The sequence below is a fragment of the Streptomyces sp. NPDC032472 genome (assembly GCF_040636955.1).
Lineage (GTDB): Bacteria > Actinomycetota > Actinomycetes > Streptomycetales > Streptomycetaceae > Streptomyces.
On sequence record NZ_JBEZVK010000041.1, the window covers coordinates 24,086 to 44,436 of the forward strand.

Annotated in this window: 13 protein-coding genes; 5 read left to right on the forward strand and 8 right to left on the reverse strand. The window is 74.3% G+C overall.

Annotated features, from left to right (window positions below):
- Nucleotides 1–111 precede the first annotated feature (111 nt).
- Nucleotides 112–2,709 (forward strand): YfhO family protein, encoded by a 2,598-nt coding sequence (locus AB0F11_RS25465; protein WP_362177986.1) that lies wholly within the window; start codon nt 112–114, stop codon nt 2,707–2,709.
- On the opposite strand, the gene AB0F11_RS25470 is transcribed toward AB0F11_RS25465, so the two are convergent.
- Both AB0F11_RS25470 and AB0F11_RS25475 read right to left on the reverse strand, forming a co-directional pair.
- Complete coding sequence (locus AB0F11_RS25470; RefSeq protein WP_362177988.1) at nt 2,598–4,106, reverse strand: serine/threonine-protein kinase; 1,509 nt, start codon at nt 4,104–4,106, stop codon at nt 2,598–2,600. The genes AB0F11_RS25465 and AB0F11_RS25470 overlap by 112 nt on opposite strands.
- Nucleotides 4,103–4,672, reverse strand: a complete 570-nt coding sequence (locus AB0F11_RS25475; protein ID WP_362177991.1) for a hypothetical protein — start codon at nt 4,670–4,672, stop codon at nt 4,103–4,105. The genes AB0F11_RS25470 and AB0F11_RS25475 overlap by 4 nt, the downstream gene beginning before the upstream one ends.
- Nucleotides 4,673–5,144: 472 nt before the next feature.
- Between AB0F11_RS25475 and AB0F11_RS25480 the strand changes: the two genes are divergently transcribed.
- Nucleotides 5,145–5,699, forward strand: a complete 555-nt coding sequence (locus AB0F11_RS25480; protein WP_362177993.1) for a hypothetical protein — start codon at nt 5,145–5,147, stop codon at nt 5,697–5,699.
- 104 nt (nt 5,700–5,803) lie between these two features.
- On the opposite strand, the gene mfd is transcribed toward AB0F11_RS25480, so the two are convergent.
- The 3 genes from mfd to AB0F11_RS25495 all read right to left on the reverse strand — a co-directional run bounded on the left by mfd (nt 5,804) and on the right by AB0F11_RS25495 (nt 12,956).
- Nucleotides 5,804–9,334, reverse strand: a complete 3,531-nt coding sequence (gene mfd / locus AB0F11_RS25485) for a transcription-repair coupling factor (RefSeq protein WP_362177996.1) — start codon at nt 9,332–9,334, stop codon at nt 5,804–5,806.
- A gap of 254 nt (nt 9,335–9,588) precedes the next feature.
- Entirely contained in the window at nt 9,589–12,114 is a 2,526-nt protein-coding gene (locus AB0F11_RS25490; protein ID WP_362178074.1) for an FtsX-like permease family protein, read from the reverse strand.
- 56 nt (nt 12,115–12,170) lie between these two features.
- Nucleotides 12,171–12,956, reverse strand: a complete 786-nt coding sequence (locus tag AB0F11_RS25495) for an ABC transporter ATP-binding protein (protein ID WP_362177999.1) — start codon at nt 12,954–12,956, stop codon at nt 12,171–12,173.
- 254 nt (nt 12,957–13,210) lie between these two features.
- Between AB0F11_RS25495 and AB0F11_RS25500 the strand changes: the two genes are divergently transcribed.
- Entirely contained in the window at nt 13,211–14,953 is a 1,743-nt protein-coding gene (locus AB0F11_RS25500; RefSeq protein WP_362178002.1) for an MDR family MFS transporter, read from the forward strand.
- Between the two features lie 116 nt (nt 14,954–15,069).
- Entirely contained in the window at nt 15,070–15,939 is an 870-nt protein-coding gene (locus AB0F11_RS25505) for a hypothetical protein (protein ID WP_362178005.1), read from the forward strand.
- Between the two features lie 238 nt (nt 15,940–16,177).
- Here AB0F11_RS25505 and AB0F11_RS25510 read toward each other — a convergent pair whose 3' ends face one another.
- Nucleotides 16,178–16,714 (reverse strand): CGNR zinc finger domain-containing protein, encoded by a 537-nt coding sequence (locus AB0F11_RS25510; protein ID WP_362178007.1) that lies wholly within the window; start codon nt 16,712–16,714, stop codon nt 16,178–16,180.
- An 82-nt stretch (nt 16,715–16,796) separates the two neighbouring features.
- Here AB0F11_RS25510 and AB0F11_RS25515 point away from each other — a divergent pair, with 82 nt between their 5' ends.
- Nucleotides 16,797–17,648 (forward strand): alpha/beta hydrolase, encoded by an 852-nt coding sequence (locus AB0F11_RS25515; RefSeq protein ID WP_362178010.1) that lies wholly within the window; start codon nt 16,797–16,799, stop codon nt 17,646–17,648.
- Between the two features lie 262 nt (nt 17,649–17,910).
- Here the strand turns inward: AB0F11_RS25515 and AB0F11_RS25520 are convergent, their stop codons facing one another.
- Nucleotides 17,911–18,795 carry a cellulose-binding protein gene (locus AB0F11_RS25520; RefSeq protein ID WP_362178013.1) on the reverse strand — a complete coding sequence of 295 codons (885 nt, stop codon included), beginning with the start codon at nt 18,793–18,795 and terminating at the stop codon, nt 17,911–17,913.
- Nucleotides 18,796–18,929: 134 nt separating this feature from the next.
- The coding region (locus AB0F11_RS25525; RefSeq protein ID WP_362178016.1) for an SUKH-4 family immunity protein at nt 18,930–20,351 on the reverse strand (1,422 nt) is incomplete at its 5' end.

Consider the following 20,351-nt stretch of genomic DNA (forward strand, 5'->3'; position numbering starts at 1 on the left):
AGTCAGGGTGGTACGGGCCACCGGTTCGACCAACGATTCCCGGGGTGTTGGGGTACGTGTTCACCCGGCGGCCACCGCCCGGTCCACCGGCGCTGCCAAGGTCGGCCCACCATGTCGACACCGCACCCGTCGCCGGCCGCGCTGCCGCCCCTCCCGGCGCGCACCCCACCTCCCCCGTCGCCGCGGCCCGCCCCGCCCCGTCCGCCGCGCCGCTCCCCGATCCGCCTGCCGGGCCGTTCCCCGCGCCGTGCGAGCCTGGCGGCCTCGGTGCTCGCCGCCCTGGTCACGGCCGCGGCCGTCTGCTCGGGGGACGCGGCCGCGCGCGTGTTCCCGTACGGACACCGGCACCGCAGCGTCAACGACCTCGGCAACCAGTTCGTCCCCTTCCACGCCCACCTGTGGGACCTGCTGCACGGGCGGGCCCGCGGCGGGCTGCTGCTCAACTGGCAGTCCGGCTACGGCACCAGCTTCCTGCCCGACCTCGGCACCTATCTGACCAGCCCGTTCGCCCCGCTCGTCGCCCTGTTCCCGCGTCAGGACATCGACCTCGCGGTGTACGTGGTCTCCGTGCTCAAGACCGCGGCCGCGGCGGCGGCGATGGCCTGGCTGCTGCGCACGCAGGCCCGCGGGCGGTGGTGGGCGGCGGGGCTGCTGGGGGCCTCGTACGCGCTGTGCGGCTGGTCGGTGATCGAGGCCTCGTACAACCCGATGTGGCTGGACGGGCTGATCGCCTTCCCGCTGCTGTGCCTGACGGGCGAATGGGCGCTGCGCGGGCGCCGGTTCACCGCCGCCGTCCTGGTTGCGGCGGTCTGCTGGACGGCGAACTTCTACACCGCGTACATGGCCACCCTGGGGGCGGCGCTGGTGCTGCTGGTACGGCTGGTGCTGCAGCGGCGGCCGGTACGGGAGCGGGTCGGCGCGGCGGCCCGGGCGGCCGGGGCGGTGCTGCTGGGCATCGCCGTGTCCGCGCCGGTGCTGGTGCCGCTCTTCCTCAGCTCCCGGCAGGCCTACCCGGGGTGGACCCGGGAGTTCCGGCCGGCGCCCTGGGCGGACGTGTTCGCGCGGATGCTGCCCGGCACGTACTCCTTCTCCTCCCCGGCGCTGTTCGTCGGGACCGGGACCCTGCTGCTGGTGGCGGCGCTGCCGTTCCACCGGGCCGTGCCGCCGCGCACCCGGCTGGCGTGGAGCGGGCTGACCGCGGCCGTGCTGCTGTCCTTCCAGTGGACGCCGTCCCACCTGGCCTGGCACCTCTTCGCCACCCCGAACGGCAGCCCGTACCGGCAGACCTTCGTCCTGGCGGGCGTGGCCGTCATCGCGGCGTGGGCCGCCCTCACCCACGGGGTGCCCGGGCCGCGGGCCCTCGCGGCCGGCGCGGCCCTGCTGGGCGCGGCGGGCCTCGCGGCGGGCGGCAGCCCGCTGGCCACCGCCTGGGGGTTCGCGCTGTTCGGCGGCGGGCTCGTCCTGGCCGGCGCGGCCTGGTGGACGCTCGGCCCGGGGCCGGCCCGGCGACGGCTCGCGCTCCCGGCGGCGGCCCTGCTGGCCGTGGTGCTGGCCGGGCAGGCGGCGGCGACCACGGCCTTCGGCCACCGCGGCAAGCTGGGCGGCCTGGACGACTACCCGTCCTGGGGGGCCGCCCACACCGCGCGGGCCGCGGCCCTGGCGGGGGCCGAGGGCTGGCCGGCGTACCGCACCGACCCGAGCCGCCCGGCCCTGTCGGGCAACGATCCGCTGCTGCTGGGCGGGGAGGGCGGCGCGTACTACAGCAGCCACACCCCGGACGTGTACACGCGGACGATGGTCGCCCTCGGCGCCGGCTGGACCTCGCGCGGCCGCAACGTGCAGAGCATCGACAACCCGGTCACCGACGCCCTCTTCGCGGTCGGCGCCCGCCTGCAGCCGGACGGCACGGTCACCCGAAGCCGCCCCCTGCCCCTGATCACCCTGCGCCCCGCAGGCCCCGCAAGTCCCTCAGGCCCCTCAGGCCCGGCCCCCTCCTACGGCGACGGCCCGCCCTTCGCCAACCAGGAACTCCTGCTGGGCGCGCGCGTGTACGAGGACCCGGTCGCGCCCGGGGTCTGCCGCGCGGGCACGGAGGCCTTCCTGTGGGCCCCGGAGTACAACGCGACCGCCCGCCTCGCCGACGGGCCCGCCTTCCGGCTGAACGGCAACCCGCCGCGCAACCGGGCCGCCCTCCAGCCGCTCGGTGTCTCCCGCGGCGCATCCTCCGCCCTGCTCCTCGACGGCCCCGCGCCGCCCCGCCGGGAGCTGTCCTGCCTCGACCGCGGCCGCCTCGACGCGGCGGTGGCGGCCCTGCGCGCGGCGGCCCCGGATGCGGCCTCGGTGCGGGTCGGGGCCTCGTCGGTCAGCGCCGCCCTCCCGCCGGGCAGCTCGGGCACGGCGGTCCTCGCCGCGCCCGCGATCGCCGGCTGGAGCTGCAACGGCCGCCCCGCCACGGCCTACCTGGGCCTGGTCGCCACCCCGGTGACCCCCGCCACCCGCACCGTGGCCTGCACCTTCCGCCCACCGGGCCTGCTGCCGGGCGCGGCAGCCGCGGCGGGCGCGCTGCTGCTGGTGGCGGTACGGGAGCTGCGGCGGCGTCAGTGGACGCGGCTGAGCCACTGGAGGGTGCGGCGCACCTCAGCGGAGAAGGGGTGGCCGGGGCCGTGGACGCGCTCGGCGTCGAAGAGCAGGCGCGCCAGCGTGTCGTGAGCCGCGGGGCGGTCGCCGAGGGAGAGCAGCAGCTGCGCGATCCGGCGGCGGACCTCCAGCGGCAGGCCCGGGTCCGGGTTCGCGTAGTGGTTCTCGAAGAGCGGCAGCAGCGCGCGGTACTCGGCCAGCGCCGCGGCCGGCTCGCCGAGCTGCTCCAGGCACTGCGCCGCGTCGTAGCGGAACCGCAGGGACTGCGGGTCGCCGGCCGGGAACTCCTCGGCGAGGCGGTGCAGTTCCGGCAGGGCACGGCGGTACTGGCCGTCGTCCATGAGCGTGGCGGCGTACTGCTTGCGCAGGCTGCGGACGATGGTGGAGTGCTCGCCGTGCTGGGCGGCCGCGGCGGGCAGGATGCCGCCGAGGATGTCCACCGCCTGGGTCAGACGGCCCTGGTCGAGGAGCTTGCGGGCCTCGTCCACGGCGGCCGGGATGTCCGGCCGGGACGGCGGCGCGGTCGGCTGCGGCGGGATGGCGGCGGCCCGGTCCGGCCAGGGCGCGTGCGGGCGCAGGAACGGGCGGGTGGGGTCGAGGGAGGCCGCCGGGGTGCCCGCGCCCTGCTTGGGCAGCAGCGGGACGAGGGCCTCGTACACCTGCTGGGCTGAGGAGGGCCGGTCCTGCGGGTCCTTGGCCAGCAGGTGGAGCAGGGTCGCCTCCAGCTGGTGCGGGATCTCCGGGCGCACCCGGCGCACGGGCACCGGCGGCTCGTACAGGTGGCGGTGGAGCACGCCGAGCGCGGTGGAGCCGGCGAAGGGCACGTTGCCGGAGAGCAGTTCGTACAGCAGCACGCCGAGCGCGTACAGGTCGGTGTACGGGCCCACCGCGCCGCCCATGGCCTGCTCGGGCGCCATGTACGCGGGGCTGCCGATCGGGGAGCCGGTGCTGGTGAGGCGGGTGGTGTCGGTGTCCATCACCGAGGCGACGCCGAGGTCGAGGACCAGGACGGTGCCGTCGGGGCGGACCATCACGTTCCGCGGCTTGAGGTCGCGGTGCACGATCGGCACCGCGTGCACGGCCGACAGCACCCCGCACAACTGCGCCACCACCGACACGGCCCACGGCCACGGGTAGGGGTCGTGGGCGGCGAGGTGGTCGGCGAGGTTGGTGCCCTCGACGTAGCCCATGACGAGGAACAGCTCGTCGCCGTCGCTGCCCGCGTCGTGGACGGTGACCAGGCCCGGGTGGTCGACCTGGGCGGTGACCCGGCACTCGCGCACGAAGCGGCGGCGCAGCTCGTCGGCGACGGAGCCGGGGCCGGCCACCTTGTCGGGGCGCAGCAGCTTGACGGCGACGCGTCGGTCCAGGCGCTGGTCGTACGCGGTCCACACCTGGCCCATGCCGCCCTGGCCCAGCAGGGAGGCCAGCCGGTAGCGCTCGCCGATGATCCGGCCGTCGTCGCTCACCGACCCGTGCCCTCACCGTTGGGGTTCTGGTTCGGGCTCGGGTTCTGGGGCGGGGTCTGCTGGCGCAGCAGCTCGCTCAGTTCGTCGAGCTCGGCGCGGACCTGGCCGATCCGCGGCGGGGTGACCGGGCCATGGGCGGGCGTCTGCGGCTGCGGCTGGGGTTGGACCTGCGGCTGGACCTGCGGCTGCGGGTAGCCGTACGCCGGGCCGGCGGCCTGCGCCTGCGGCGGCACGTACGGGGCGGGCTGCCCCGGGTACCAGGCCGCGGTCCGGGCCGCCGCCTTCCTCTCGTAGTGGCGGATATCGGCCACCAGGAAGTACACGCAGGTCGCGACGCCGGTCAGGATGGTGCCGAAGGCGCCGGTGTTGCCCTGCCAGCCGTCGGTGTTCGGGGTCGGGTCGGCGCCGATCAGCGCGATCCAGGCGACGGTCAGCGCGAAGTTGACCGCCAGCAGGATCCAGTCGGCGGACTTGCGGGTGACGATCGCGAGCCGCAGCATCGTGGCCCACCCCAGGAAGCCGCAGCTCAGGACGGGCAGCAGGGCGAACAGCACGCGCAGTGCCACCACACCCCCGGAACTGGGCTGGGGGCCATGCTGCGGCGGAAGGCCGGGGCCGTGCATCGCTGCTCCTGACGGACCGTGTCGAAGAAGTTCAGGGTCTGAGGGTATACAGCGTTTCCGGCCGCCATCGAGGGGATCCGCGCAACCGTTGCAGGCTCGCCGCACAGACGTACCGCACCGGCGCGCGCAAACCCCGACGCGCCCTCGCGCACCGGCCGCCAGGCTCCCGGGAACACCAGTTCCCCGGGGCCTTTCGCATGCGCACCACCACGTCCGCCGCCGCTGCCGCACTCGCCGGCGCGGTCCTCCTCACCACCGCGGCCTGCGCGCCTCTGTCCGGAGGGGCGGCATCCCGGCGGCGACCGCCGCGCCGTCCCCCACCGCGACCGCCGACCGGCTCGCGGGCCAGGACCCCGCGGCGGTCCTGCGCCGTGCGTACGAGGAGACGCAGCGGGCCGGCACCAAGCAGTCCTTGGTGTCCGCGACCGTCGGCGGGCGGAAGTTCGAGGCCTATCTGACGGTCGGCGACGGAACCTGCGAGGGCAGCGTCACGACCATCCTGGCCAGCGCGGCGGAAATGTACCTGTACGACGGGTCGCTTCTGCTCAAGGCCGACAGGGGCTTCCTGGAGGACCACTTCAAGGACCGGCCGGCCGACGCCGCGAAGCGGGCGGTGGACCGTGCGGCGGACCGGTGGGTCGCCCTGCCCGCCGACGAGCCCTCGACCGCACGCCTCATCGAGCTGTGCACGGCGGGCGGCGCCCCGGCGAAGGCGTACTCCATGGACCGCACCGACATCCGGCGGGAGCCGGACACCTGGTCCGACGGCCGGCCGGTGGCCGTCTTCACCTCCACGGACGCGAACGGCGCCAGGATCACCGACCGGGTCCTGCTGACGGGGACCGCGCCCAGCCTGCTCGAGCGTTACCAGCAGACCGGCACGGTGTACGACAGGGTGTCGTACACCGTGGTGCCCCCCACACCGCACAACAGGCTCCCGAAGCCTCCGGAGATGTCGATTCCGCTCTGACCGCCGCCCCGGCCGGGAGCCGAAGAAACCGGCTCCCTGCCGAGGCATTCACGAGCTCACGAGCTCACGAGCTCACGAGCTCACGAGCTCACGAGCTCACGAGCTCACGAGCCGAGGATCGTGGTCAGGAACTCGCCCGTCCAGGCCAGCAGTTCCCGGCCGACCAGCGGCTTGCCGCCCACCCGGGCCGTCTTCGGCCGCGGGATCAGCACCTGAGAGGTGGCCGGCTTGAGCACCGAGCCCGGGTACAGGCGCTTGAGGCGCAGCTCCTGCGACTCGCGCAACTCCACCGGCCCGAAGCGGACGTTCGGCCCCTGCAGGGTGATGTCGCCGACCCCGCACGCCCGCGCCAGCATCCGCAGGCCCGCCACCAGCAGCAGGTTCTCCACCGGCTCCGGCAGCTTGCCGTAGCGGTCGGTGAGCTCCTCCCGTACGGCCTTGACGTCCTCCTCGGAGTTCGCCGACGCGATCGACCGGTACGCCTGCAGGCGCAGCCGCTCGCCGGGCGCGTAGTCGTGCGGGACGTGCGCGTCGACCGGCAGCTCGATCTTCACCTCCAGCGGCGGCTCCTCCTCCGCCCCGCCCTCGACCGCGGCCCGGTAGTCGGCCACCGCCTCGCCGACCATCCGGATGTACAGGTCGAAGCCGACGCCCGCGATGTGGCCGGACTGCTCGCCGCCGAGCAGGTTGCCCGCGCCGCGGATCTCCAGGTCCTTCATCGCCACGTACATGCCCGCGCCCATCTCGGTGTGCTGGGCGATGGTGGCCAGGCGCTCGTGGGCGGTCTCGGTCAGCGGCTTCTCCGGCGGGTACAGGAAGTACGCGTACCCGCGCTCGCGGCCGCGTCCGACGCGGCCGCGCAGCTGGTGCAGCTGGGAGAGGCCGAAGTTGTCGCCGCGCTCCACGATGAGGGTGTTGGCGTTGGAGATGTCGATGCCGGACTCGACGATCGTGGTGGAGACCAGGACGTCGAACTTCTTCTCCCAGAAGTCCACGACCACCTGCTCCAGGGCCTGTTCCGACATCTGGCCGTGGGCCGTCGCGATCCGCGCCTCGGGCACGATCTCGCGCAGCCGCGCCGCCGCCCGGTCGATGGACTCGACCCGGTTGTGGATGTAGAAGCACTGGCCCTCGCGCAGCAGCTCCCGCCGGATGGCCGCGCCGATCTGCTTCTCCTCGTACGGGCCGACGAAGGTGAGCACCGGGTGGCGCTCCTCCGGCGGGGTGGTGATGGTCGACATCTCGCGGATGCCGGTCACCGCCATCTCCAGGGTGCGCGGGATCGGCGTCGCGGACATGGTCAGCACGTCGACGTTGGCCCGCAGCTTCTTCAGCTGCTCCTTGTGCTCGACGCCGAACCGCTGCTCCTCGTCGACGATGACCAGGCCCAGGTCCTTGAACTTGGTCTCCTGCGAGAAGAGCCGGTGCGTGCCGATGACCACGTCGACCGCGCCCTCCTTCAGCCCCTCCAGGGTGGCCTTGGCCTCGGTGTCGCTCTGGAAGCGCGACAGCGCCTTCACGTTCACCGGGAACTGGCTGTAGCGCTCGGAGAAAGTCCCGAAGTGCTGCTGCACGAGGAGGGTGGTGGGGACCAGGACGGCCACCTGCTTGCCGTCCTGCACCGCCTTGAAGGCCGCCCGCACCGCGATCTCGGTCTTGCCGTAGCCGACGTCGCCGCAGATCAGGCGGTCCATGGGCACGGTCTTCTCCATGTCCTCCTTGACCTCGGCGATCGTGGTGAGCTGGTCGGGCGTCTCCGCGTACGGGAAGGCGTCCTCCAGTTCGCGCTGCCAGGGCGTGTCCGGGCCGAAGGAGTGGCCGGGCGCCGCCATGCGCGCGCTGTACAGCTTGATCAGGTCGGCGGCGATCTCCTTGACCGCCTTCTTGGCGCGGGCCTTGGTCTTGGTCCAGTCGGCGCCCCCGAGCCGGTGCAGCGTCGGGGCCTCGCCGCCCACGTACTTGGTGACCTGCTCCAGCTGGTCGGTGGGGATGTAGAGCCGGTCGCCGGGCTGGCCGCGCTTGGCGGGGGCGTACTCGACCAGGAGGTACTCGCGGGTCGCGCCCTGCACGGTGCGCTGCACCATCTCGATGTAGCGGCCGACGCCGTGCTGCTCGTGGACGATGTAGTCGCCGACCTCCAGGGTGAGGGGGTCGATGGACTTGCGGCGCCGGGTCGGCATCCGCCCCAGGTCCTTGCTGGCGGTGCGCTGGCCGGTCAGGTCGGTCTCGGTGAGGACGGCGATGCGCAGGGCCGGGTCGACGAAGCCGTTGCCGAGGGAGCCGCAGGCCACGTGGACGACGTGGGGCGCCAGGGTGGCGAGGCCGGCCTCCAGGCGGGCGGCGATGCCCTCGCCGCCGAGCACCTCGACGGTGCGGGCGGCCGGGCCGTGGCCCTCGGTGAGGTAGACGGTGCGCCAGCCGTCGGCGAGCCAGCCCTTGGTGTCGGCCAGCGCGCGGGCGGTGTCGCCGCGGTAGGCCTCCGGGGCGTGCATGCCGAGCTTCAACGTGTCCGCGCCCACCTCCTCGTCGGCGGCGAACGGGGACACCGACCACCACATCATGCCGAGCTCGCGCGCCCGGTCGCGGACGTCGGCGATACCGCGCAGGGAGGCCGCGCCGACGTCGATGGGGGCCTCGCCGCCGCCCGCGGTGGCCGCCCAGGAGGCCATGAGGAACTCCTGGCTGGTGGCCACCAGGTCGGCGGCCCGGGTGCGGACGCGCTCCGGGTCGCACACCACGGCCATGGACCCGGCCGGCAGGACGTCGATCAGCAGTTCCATGTCGTCGACCAGGACCGGGGCGAGGGACTCCATGCCCTCCACCGCGATCCCCTCGGCGATCTTCCCGAGGAGTTCGCCGAGCTCGGGGTGGACCTCGGCCAGGGCGGCGGCCCGCTCGCGGACCTCGGGCGTCAGCAGCAGCTCGCGGCAGGGCGGAGCCCACAGGCCGTGCTCGGCGACCTCCAGGGAACGCTGGTCGGCGACCTTGAAGTAGCGGATCTCCTCGACCTCGTCGCCCCAGAACTCGATGCGCAGCGGGTGCTCCTCGGTCGGCGGGAACACGTCGAGGATGCCGCCGCGCACGGCGAACTCGCCGCGCTTCTCCACCAGCTCCACCCGGGCGTACGCGGCGGCCGAAAGCGCCTCGACGACCTCGCCGAGGTCGGCGCTGCCGCCCTGGCGCAGGCTCACGGGCACCAGGTCGGCGAGCCCCTTGACCTGCGGCTGGAGCACGGAGCGGATCGGCGCCACCACCACGGAGACCGGGCCTGCGGCCGGGTCGTCCTTGCTCGGGTGGACCAGCCGGCGCAGTACGGCCAGGCGGCGGCCCATGGTGTCGCTGCGCGGCGAGAGCCGCTCGTGCGGCAGCGTCTCCCAGGAGGGGAACTCCGCCACCTCGTCCGGCGGCAGGAACGACCTGAGCGCGGCCGCCAGGTCCTCGGCCTCCCGCCCGGTGGCGGTGACCGCGAGGACGGTCCGGCCGGTACGGGCGGCCAGCGCGGCGATCGCGAAGGGGCGCGCGGCGGGCGGGCCGACGAGGTCCACGTGCATGCGGTTGCCGTCCCCGGCCGCGGTGACCGCCTCGGCGAGGGCGGGGTCCCGGGTGACGGCGTCGAGCAGTCCGTGCAGGCTCATGAAGGAGGCTTTCCGTCCGGTGAGGGGGCAACGCGAAGGGCCCGACACGCGTGCGGGCCGGGGGTTCCCACCCTACGCCCGCACCCGCGCCCGCCACCTCCCGTACGGGCCGCAGCGCGACACGCGGCGCCGCGGCGCCGCGCGGCCCGGCAGGCCCCGTATACGACGCGGCTACGACGCGGCGCAGGCCCCGGCCGCCCGTGTGGGCTGCCGGGGCCTGCGCTCCCCCGTCACGACCGCCGGAGCCGGTGCCCCTACTCGCTCGCGATCGCGTTCAGTACGTTCATCCGCCCCGCCCGGAAGGCCGGGACCAGTGCGGCGAACAGACCCACGAAGGCCGATCCGATGAAGACCGAGACGATCGTGGACCACGGGATCTCCAGCACCTTCATCCCCTGCAGGGCGAGCAGCTGGTGGGCGGTGGCACCCCAGCCCATGCCCAGGCCGAGGCCGAGGAGGGCGCCGAAGAGGGCGATGACCACCGACTCCAGGCGGATCATGCGGCGCAGCTGGCGGCGGGAGAGGCCGATGGCGCGCATCAGGCCGATCTCGCGGGTCCGCTCGACCACCGAGAGGGCCAGGGTGTTCACGACGCCCAGGACCGCCACGATGATCGCGAGGCCGAGGAGGCCGTAGACCATGTTCAGCAGCTGGCCGACCTGGTCCTTGAGGGCCTTCTTGTAGTCGGTCTGGTTGCGCACCTGGTACTGCGGGTACTCGGCCAGCGCCGACTTCAGCGCGGTGTACGCGGCCTCGGACTGCCCGTCCGCGGCCTTGCCCAGCAGCATGATGGGCTGCGACATCCGGTCGGCGGGCACGTACTGCTCGACCGTCTTGGCCGCCACGTACATGGCGCCCTTGTCGATGCCGCCCTCGTCGGAGGTGATGGCGGCGACCTTCAGCTTCGCCGGCTTGCCCTCGGTGAAGGCGACCGTCAGCTCGTCGCCGACCTTGACGTTGTGCTCCTTGGCGTAGTCGGAGCCCACCGACATGGCGCCGCTGCCGTACGCCGCCGCGTAGTCGCCGGCGGTGGTCTTGCGCCGCACGTCCTGGACGTAGCCCGGGTCGGTGGCGCTGATCCGCACTTCCTTGACGGAGCCGTCGGGGGCGGTGACCTTCGCACCCAGGATGCGGTAGGCGGTGACGTGGTCCAGGCCCTTGGAGGCGCGCATCGCCTGCTCGGCCTGCGGCACGATCGGCTGGCCGTTCTGGGACTGGACGATGTAGTCCGCGCCGACCGACTTGTCGAGCTCGTCGGTGGCGGAGGCCACCATCGAGGAGCCGACCACCGACAGGCAGGCGACCAGCGCGAGGCCGATCATCAGCGCGGCGGCCGTGGCGCCGGTGCGGCGCGGGTTGCGCAGCGCGTTGCGCTCGGCCAGGCGGCCGACGGACCCGAAGGGCCGCAGCACCACACCGGAGAGCACCCGGACGACGACGGCGGCGAGCAGCGGGCCGATCACCACGAAGCCGATCAGGGTGAACAGCACGCCCAGGGCCAGCAGGCCCGCGCCCGGCCCGGCCTGGTCGGCGCCCGCGGCGCCGAACAGCGCGGCGCCGCCGATCGCGGTGAGGACCAGGCCGATGGCGGCCCGGACCCGGCCGGCCTTCTTGTCGCCCGGGGTGCCCGCCTCGCGCAGGGCGGCCATCGGGGAGACCTTGCCGGCCCGGCGCGCCGGGACGTACGCGGAGACGAGGGTGACGGCGATGCCGAGGACGAGGCCGGCGACGGGCGTGGTCCACACGACGGTCAGGTCATCGGTGGACAGGTGCATGCCCATCTGGCCCATGAGCCCCATCAGCCCGACGGCCAGGCCGATGCCCGCACCGATGCCGAGGACCGAGCCGACGACGCCCAGCAGCAGGGCCTCGACGATCACCGAGTTCAGGATCTGGCCGCGGTCGGCGCCGATGGCGCGCATCAGGCCGATCTCGCGGGTGCGCTGGGCGACCAGCATGGAGAACGTGTTGAAGATGAGGAAGATGCCGACGAGGAAGGCGATCCCGGCGAAGCCGAGCATCACCCACTTCATGACCTTCAGGAAGGAGCCGACGTCCTTGCGGTTGGCGTCCGCGGACTCCTTGGCGGTCTGCAGCTTGTAGGTGTCCGCGCCGACCGCCGTGGCGATGTTCTTCTTCAGCTGGTCGTTGCTGACGCCGTCCTGCGCGGTGACGCTGACGTGCGTGAACAGGTTCGGGCCGCCGAGCAGCTTCTCCTGCGCGGTGGGCGTGTCGAAGTAGACGATCGCCGCGCCGGGGTTGGTGACGGTGAAGGTGGCGATACCGCTGATCTTCGCGCGGATGTCGCCGGTGGCGGCGATCGTGCGCAGCTCGTCGCCCAGCTTCAGGTGGTGCTTGGCGGCGGTGTCGGCGTCGACCATGATCTCGGCGGGGCCGTGCGGGGCCGCACCCGAGGTGATCTTCATCGACTTGAGCTCGTTGTCGTTCCAGTTGCCCGCGACCGTCGGGGCGCCCGTGCTCGAGCCCATGTTCTCGTTCTTGGCGTTGACCACCGTGACGGAAAGCGAGACGACGCCGCCCTCGGCGGACTTGACGCCCTGGGCCTTCTTGACCTGCTCGACGACGGAGGCCTGGAGCACCTCCGGCCGGCCGCGGTCGGGGTTCTCCCCTTCGTCCTCGGCCTGCTTGGGGCTGACCGTGACGTCGGAGCCGGTGACGGCGAACAGCTTGTCGAACGTCGTGTTCATCGTGTCCGTGAACACGAGGGTGCCGCAGACGAAGGCCACCGACAGCATGACGGCGATGGCCGACAGCACCATCCGCCCCTTGTGCGCGACGAAGTTGCGCCGCGAGGTCTTCAGTACGGTGTTGGCGCTCACGAGGTCCGCCCGCGCGCGTCGAAGTCCTTCATCCGGTCCAGCACCTGGTCGGCGCTGGGCGCGCGCATCTCGTCGACGATCCGGCCGTCGGCCAGGAAGATCACGCGGTCCGCGTACGAGGCCGCCACCGGGTCGTGCGTGACCATCACGATGGTCTGGCCGAGCTCGTCGACCGAGCGGCGCAGGAAGCCGAGGACCTCGGCGCCGGCCCGGGAGTCCAGGTTTCCGGTCGGCTCGTCACCGAAGATGATCTGCGGGCGGGCCGCGAGGGCGCGGGCCACCGCCACGCGCTGCTGCTGGCCGCCGGAGAGCTGGGTCGGCCGGTGCTTGAGGCGGCCGGCGAGGCCGACGGTCTCCACGACCCGGTTCAGCCACTCGGGGTCGGCCTTGCGCCCGGCTATGTCCATCGGCAGCGTGATGTTCTCCAGGGCGTTCAGCGTCGGCAGCAGGTTGAACGCCTGGAAGATGAAGCCGATCCGGTCGCGGCGCAGCTGGGTGAGCTTCTTGTCCTTCAGCCCGGTGATCTCGGTGTCGTCCAGGTGGATCGTGCCGCCGGTCACCGTGTCCAGGCCGGCCAGACAGTGCATCAGCGTGGACTTGCCGGAGCCCGACGGGCCCATGATCGCGGTGAACTGGCCGCGCATGATGTCCACGTCCACGTGGTCGAGGGCCACCACGCGCGTCTCGCCGGAGCCGTAGGCCTTGACGACCTGACGTGCCCGGGCCGCGACGGCTGCGCCTCCAGTACCCCCGTGCCTGGTTTCGGTCATAGCCGTTGTCACGTGCTTCCCCTCGTTCGTGTGCGTGGTGCCGTAAGTGGCGTACGCCGGGGACCAACCCCTCCCCCGTACGTAGGAACCAGTTAAGGACAACTCCGGGCCGCTCTCCTCCTCCGCCGGGACGAATGGACCCTGGGCCCTGGTGAGGAGCAACCCCTAGGGGTTCTCCACCCTTTGGGGGATATGAGATGGGGGTACCGCCGGATAGGCCGTGGTGAGAAGGTGTTCCGCGGAGATGCGTGCACGGTGAAAGGATCTTGGTGGGTACGGAGGAGAGCACCGACGACCACGCCGGGGACACCGCCGCGGACGGCGGCGACGGCATACCCGCGAGCAGGATTTCCGCCAATCCCGGCCGGGCGGGCGGGGCCGGTGAGGTGGACGGGGCGGACGCGGCGGACGGCTCCGCAGGCAGGGCGGGCGGGCCCGCGGGCCGCGACGGCGGGGCGGGCCGCGGCGGGGCCCGGTCGGTCGAGGGCGCCACCGGTGCCCGGGACACCGCCGGGGGCGGTCGCCCTCGTACCGCAGTGGTCGCCGCGCTCATGCTGAGCATGGCGCTCGTCGCCCTCGACGGATCCATCGTCTCCACCGCCGTCCCCCAGATCGTCGGCGACCTCGGCGGCTTCTCCGTCTTCTCCTGGCTCTTCGCCGGCTACCTCCTCGCCGTCACCGTCACCCTCCCCGTCTACGGCAAGCTGTCCGACACCCTCGGCCGCAAGCCCGTCCTCCTCTTCGGCATCGCCCTCTTCCTCGTCGGCTCGCTCCTGTGCACCGTCGCCTGGAACATGGCCGCACTGATCGCCTTCCGGATCGTCCAGGGCCTCGGCGGCGGCGCCCTGCAGAGCACCGTCCAGACCCTGGCCGCCGACCTCTACCCACTCAAGGACCGGCCCAGGATCCAGGCCCGGATGTCCTCCGTGTGGGCCGCCTCCGCCGTCGCCGGGCCCGCCCTCGGCGGACTGCTCGCCGCGTACGCCGACTGGCGCTGGATCTTCCTCGTCAACCTGCCGCCCGCCGCCCTCGCCCTCTGGCTCGTCGGCCGCCACCTCGTCGAGCCCGTCCGCTCCCGCGGCCGCCGCGGGCCCGTCGACTGGGCGGGCGCCCTCGGCATCTTCGCCTGCGGCGGCATCCTGCTCTTCGCCCTCGTCCAGGGCGGCGTCGCCTGGCCCTGGCTGTCCCCGCCCTCCCTCGGGCTGTTCGCCGCCGGGGCCGCCCTCGCCGCCGCCGTCGTCCGCATCGAACGCCGGGCTGCGGAACCGATCCTGCCCGGCTGGGTGTGGCACCGGCGCACCATCGCCGCCGTCAACCTCGCCCTGGGCGCGCTCGGGCTGCTCATGGTCGCCCCGATGGTGTTCGTGCCGACGTACGCGCAGTCCGTGCTCGGGCTCGGCCCGGTCAGCGCCGGGCTCGTCATGTCCGCGATGACGCTGAGCTGGCCGGTCTCCGCCGCCCTGAGCCAGCACGTCTACCGGCGCATCGGCTTCCGCGACTGCGCCGTCCTCGGCATCGGCCTCGCCGCCCTGGTCCTGTTCTCCTTCGCCTTCCTGCCCTACCCCGGCCGGGCCTGGCAGCCGACGCTGGTCATGCTGCTGCTCGGCGCGGCCCTCGGCCTGTTCCAGCTGCCGCTGATCGTCGGGGTGCAGTCCACCGTGGGCTGGGCCGAGCGGGGTACGACCACCGCCTCGGTGCTGTTCTGCCGTCAGGTCGGGCAGAGCCTGGGCGCCGCGCTGCTGGGAGCCGTCGCCAACGCCACCGTCGCCGCCCGGCTGGAGCGCTCCCCCGTGCCCGGGCTGCCGGCCGGCCTCGACGAGGTCTCCGAGGCTCTCGACCGGCCCGGGCTGCTGCCGCAGGCCGCCGCCGACCGGCTGCGGCAGGCCGTCGCCGCCGCCGTCGACCACATCTTCCTGTGCGCCGGGGCCGCGGCGGTCGTGGCGCTGCTGGTGCTGCTGGTGGTGGCGCCGCGGCGGTTCCCGGTCCTGCCGGAGCAGCGGGAGGGCTAGACCGCGGCGGGGTGGGCGGCACCCGCCCCGGCAACTTGTCATGACCCCCGCCAGCGGAGTACACCTCATGGGTCCGGGTCCGCATCGGGACCAGGAAACCGCTCCGGGGGGACGAGATGGCTTCCGCACTCTTAGCACTGGCCCTGCTGGCCGCCATGGCCGGGCCGATCGCCGCACGGCTGCGCCGCCGGCCGGGCCTGGTCACCGGCCGCGACGGCCGCCTGTCCACCTCCACCACGCTCGCGCTGGCCTGGACCGTGATCCTGGTGTGGCTGCTGACCACGATCCTGCTGTACGGGCTGACTGCGGGCGGCGGCATCCGCTACTTCACCGGCGACCCGGGCCCGCTGTCCTCCCTGACCACCGTGTACCTGCCGCTGCTCGGCGGCCCGTACGTCGCCCTGATCGCCGCCAAGGCGGTGGTCGGGATCCGGCTGGAGAACGGCAGCCTCGCCAAGCCGGCCGCACCGCCGACCGGCTCCGGGCAGCGGCCGCTGCGGGAGCTCATCGCGAACGACAGCGGGCGCACCGACCTCGTCGACCTCCAGTACGTCGCGCTGAGCGCGGTCACCCTGCTGTACGTGGTGCTGTTCTTCCTCTCGGACGTGGGCGGCGGGCTGCCGCGGCTGCCGGAGGAGATCTGGGCGCTGACGGGGGCTCCGGCCGGCGCGTACCTGGTGAACAAGATGGCCACCCGGGCCAATCCGGTGGTCACCGGCGTGACCGTGGCCGACGGGGTCGTCACCGTGCGGGGTGGGGGGTTCGCGGGGGATGCGCGGGTCGAGGTCGACGCCGTCGCCCTCCCGACGCAGCCGGACCCGGCGTCGGGGGCCCTGACCGCGGCCCTGCCGACGGGGGGCCCCGCCGCCTTCACGGTGGTCGTCACCGCCCGCGGCCTGCGCAGCGACCCGTTCCACTACACCCCGGCGGCGCCCCCGACCGCGCCCGCAGCCCCGGCCCCGGCCCACCCGACGGGCTCCGCCTGACCGGAGGCTTCGCCCCGGGCTGTCCCCCTGCGGCGCCGCCGGCTCCGCCCGGGCTGCCCACCTGCGGCGCCGTTGCGGGGGCGCTGCCCCCGAACCCCTGCGCCTCAAACGCCGGCGGGGCTGGGGGGTGGCCGGCGGCTTCGGCGGGGGGCCGTGCCGGGGGCGGGGGCGATTCGCTCCACAGCCCGAGCGAAACCTCGGCGGACGCCCCGTCGGGAAGGGGCCGCGGGGCCGGGCCTCAGGGCTTGTGGCGGGCGTAGTAGCGGGCGACGCGGGCGCGGTTGCCGCAGGCCGAGGCCACGCACCAGCGGCGGCGGGGGTGGGCCGGGAGGAACAGCAGGACGCAGTCCGCGCCCTCGCATTCCCGCACCTCCCCGACCCGCGGGTCGGCCAGCAGGTCCATCGCGGCCTCGGCCAGTTCCGCGGCCAGCCGCCGGGCCGGGGACCCCGTCCTCCGCACGGCCACCGTCAGGGCGGAGTCGAGCTCGCGGTGGGCGGGGGCGCCCGCCGCGGCCTGGTTCAGCGCGCGCAGCGCATCCGCAGGGGGTCGCGTCCCGACCCGTACGGCCGCGAGCGCGGCCCCGGCCGCCTCCCGTACGGCCCGCACGGCCGCGACCTCGGCCGCGCCCACCTCCACCGGCTGCAGCCGCCCGGCCTGCACCTCCAGCCAGGCCGCGAGCCCCGCGGGATCCGCGATCAGATCCCCGCCCGCCGGCCGGGTGTTGAGCAGGTCCAGGGCCAGCGGTTCCCCGGTGAGCGGAAACGTCACTGTCATGCCGCTAATGCTACGCCAGGCCCTTGACCCGTTAGCAACGGCTGGGTGAGACTAATGGAAACAACGGGACTGGAGGCATGTGATGAGGCATCTCACCATCGACGTCGACGGGGTCTCGGTCGCCTACCGGGAGAGCGGCCCGGCCGACGGGCCGGTCCTGCTCCTCCTACACGGCTTCCCGACCTCCTCCCACCAGTTCACCCGCCTGATGGACGCCCTCGGCGACACCCCGTACCGCCTGATCGCCCCCGACCACCCCGGCTTCGGCCGTACACAGGCCCCGGCCGGGTTCACGTACTCCTTCGACCGGCTCGCGGACGTCCTGGAGGGCTTCACCGACGCCCTCGGACTGGACCGGTACGCGCTCTACGCCTTCGACTTCGGCGCCCCGATCGGTCTACGGCTCGCCGCCCGCCGGCCCGACCGCGTGACGGGCCTCATCGTCCAGAACGGCAACGCCTACGAGGAGGGCCTCTCAGACGCCGCCCGCGAGTTCGCCGGCCTGCGGCGCAGCGAGCCCGGCGCGGAGGAAAGGGTCCGCGGCCTCTTCACCGAAGCCGGCACCCGCTTCCAGTACGAGACGGGCGTCGCCGACACCTCCCTGATCGATCCCGCCAACTGGACGCTCGATCTGCACTACCTGGGGCTGCCGGGGCGTGCGGACGCGCAGGCGGACCTTGCCTTCGACTACGCCTCCAACTTCGGCCACTACCCGGCCTGGCAGGCCTGGCTCCGCGCCTCCGGCGTCCCCGTCCTGGTCGTCTGGGGCGCAGGCGACCCCTTCTTCACCCCGGCCGGGGCCGAGGCGTACCGGCGCGACGCCCCCGGCGCCGAGGTCCACGTCTTCGAGGGCGCAGGCCACTTCGCCCTCGAAACCCACCTCCCGTCCATCGCCCCCCTGATCTCCAAGTTCCTCCTCACGAAGCTCCCCTGACCTCACGTTCGCCCGCCCCCGGCCACCGCCCACCCCCAACCGCCGGCGTTCGAGATGCCCCAGCCCGGCCGGGGCCACTTCCAGCCCCGCAGGCGTTTGAGGCGCGGGGGCACGGGGGCAGCGCCCCCGCAACGGCGCCGCAGACCAACAGCCCGGCCGGAGCCCCCGGCTCGCCCCCTCGGCCGGGGCCACTTCCAGCCCCGCCGACGTTTGAGGCGCGGGGGCACGGGGGCGGAGCCCCCGCAGCGGCGGTGCAGGCGCGCTAGCCCTCGGCCGGGGCCGGGCGGCCCGTCAGGGCGGCCAGGCTGGAGCGGACGTGGGCCATGTGGGCCCGCATCTCCTCCTGCGCGGCCTCGTGCTCCCGCAGCACCCGCTCGGTCTCCCGCCCCACCCTCTCCTCCCGCACCCGCGCCTGCGCCAACAGCTCCGCGGCCTGCGCCTCGGCATCCTCCTGCCCGTGCCGCGCGGCCTCCTCCGCCTCCGCGAACCCGCGGCGCGCCTGCGCGAGGCGGCTCTCGGCGAGCCGCTCCTGCTCGGCGAGGCGCGCCTCCAGCTCGGCGGTGCGCTGCGCGAGCTCCCGCCCGGCGGCATCCCACCGCTCCACCCGCTCCTGCTCGTGCTCCGCCAGCAGCGCCTGCGTCCGCCGCCGCGCCTCGGCGAGCGCGGCCTCCCCCTCGGCCCGCCACCCCTCGGCGTCCTCGCGCGCCGCCGCCCGCAGCCCGTCCGCCTCGCGCTCCGCCCGCAGCAGCCCCTGCCGGGCCCGGACTTCGGTCTGCTCGCGCACGGCCTGCGCGTCCTGCCGGGCCAGTTCGGCGACCCGGTCGGCGTGCGCCTCGGCGGCGGCGACGGCGTCGGCCGCATCGGCCCGGGCCTCGCCGCGCAGCGCCTCGGCCTCCTCCTGGGCGAGCAGCAGGATCCGCCGGGCGCGTTCGCTGAGCTCCTCGTACTGCTGCGGGGCCAGCGAGGCCACCACCTCGCGGAGCCGGGCGGCCTCGGCCTCCATCTGCTTGGCCAGGACGGTCAGCCGCGCGACCCGCTCCCACGCCTCGTCGCGGCTGCCGGAGAGCCGGGCGAGGTACCGGTCGACCTCTTCCACCCGGTAGGCGCGACCTCGCACGATCGCGAAACCCTGTCCGTGAGGTGACATGCGTGCAGCCATCCTGGGAGCGCCTCTCTCGCGGGGATTCCTGTCAAGGATGCGTGATGTGCGGGCAGAAGCCGCAATGGCCGGGCCGGGACCCCGCACGAGGGCCCCGACCCGGCCATGATCCGATCATCCGATCAGAGCAGTCCGTCCCACATCTGCTCCAACAGCACCGACCACCAGCTCTCCGGCGAGGCCAGCGCGGCACTGTCGAGACCGGCCAGATTCGCCTGGAAATCGACGGTCCACCGGCCGGCCTGCTCCGGCGTCAGATGCTGGCGCAGCCGCCACATATGACCCAGCATCGCGATCGACCGGGCGAACTGCGGCAGGCTCGAGTTCACGAACTGCGGCGGTACGGGCGCCCCGCCCGGACCGCCCTCGACCGGCACGGCCACGATGTGCGCCGTCCCGTACTGCACGCACAGCGCCTTGCCGAAGTCGCTGCCGATCACGAGGTACGAGCCCGCGTCGGACGCCGGCTGCACCTGCCGCTGCGCGGCCAGCTCGGCCAGCGTCGGCACCGGCTGGCCCGGCACGGCCTGCGCCCAGAAGAACGGCCCGAAGTCCGCCGGCAGGCCCGCCCACACCAGGGTCTGCGCCACGATCTCCGGCACACCCTGCCGGGATACCGCCCGCTGGTCGAAGCGGAACACGCCCTGCGGCCCGAAGGCCCCGGCCAGCTCCGCACCGATCGCGTCCAGCGGAATCGCCGGCTGCAGCGGCACCTGCGGCAGCGGCGCCCGTACGGGGGCGGGGCGCGGCGGCGCGTCGGCCACCTGGTGCAGCTCGCCCTGGTGGGTGAGCAGGTGCTGCATGCCCGCCTGACGGCCCGCGTGGTCCTTGCCGTACGGGGCCACGCTGGTGATCCGGACCTGCGGCCAGGTCTCCCGGATCATCCGGGCGCAGTAGCCGCCGGGCAGTTCACACGACTCCAGCTCGGTGTGCAGCTCCAGGACCTGCTGCGGCGGCACGTTCATGGCGCGCAGCTCGTGCAGGATCTGCCACTCCGGGTGCGGGGTGCCGGGCGCCGAGCGGCGGATGATCTGCTGCTCGGAGCCGTCGTGTCCGCGGTAGCGCAGGACGGCCTGGTAGCCGGGTCCGACGGTGGGCACACCGGCGGGCGCCGCGGGCTGCGGGCCACCGGGCGGCGGGCCGGGAGGCGCGGGGGCCGCGCCGACCACGGCGGGACCGGCCAGCATCGTCGCGGCGTGGTCCAGCCCGTGCGGCGGCGTGCCGGGGCCCCCGGGAGGGCCGGGAGGCGCAGGCGGCTGACCCGCACCCGGAGCCCCGGGCGGACCGGGAGGAGCCGGGGGCTGACCCGTCACGGCCGGACCCGCCAGCATCGTCGCGGCATGGTCCAGCCCACGCCCCATCGACGGCGCCCCGGGCGGACCGGGAGGCGCAGGCGGCTGACCCGCACCGCTACCACCAGGCGCACCGGGCGGACCGGGAGGAGCCGGAGGCTGACCCGTCACGGCCGGACCCGCCAGCATCGTCGCGGCATGGTCCAGCCCACGCCCCATCGACGGCGCCCCGGGCGGACCGGGAGGCGCAGG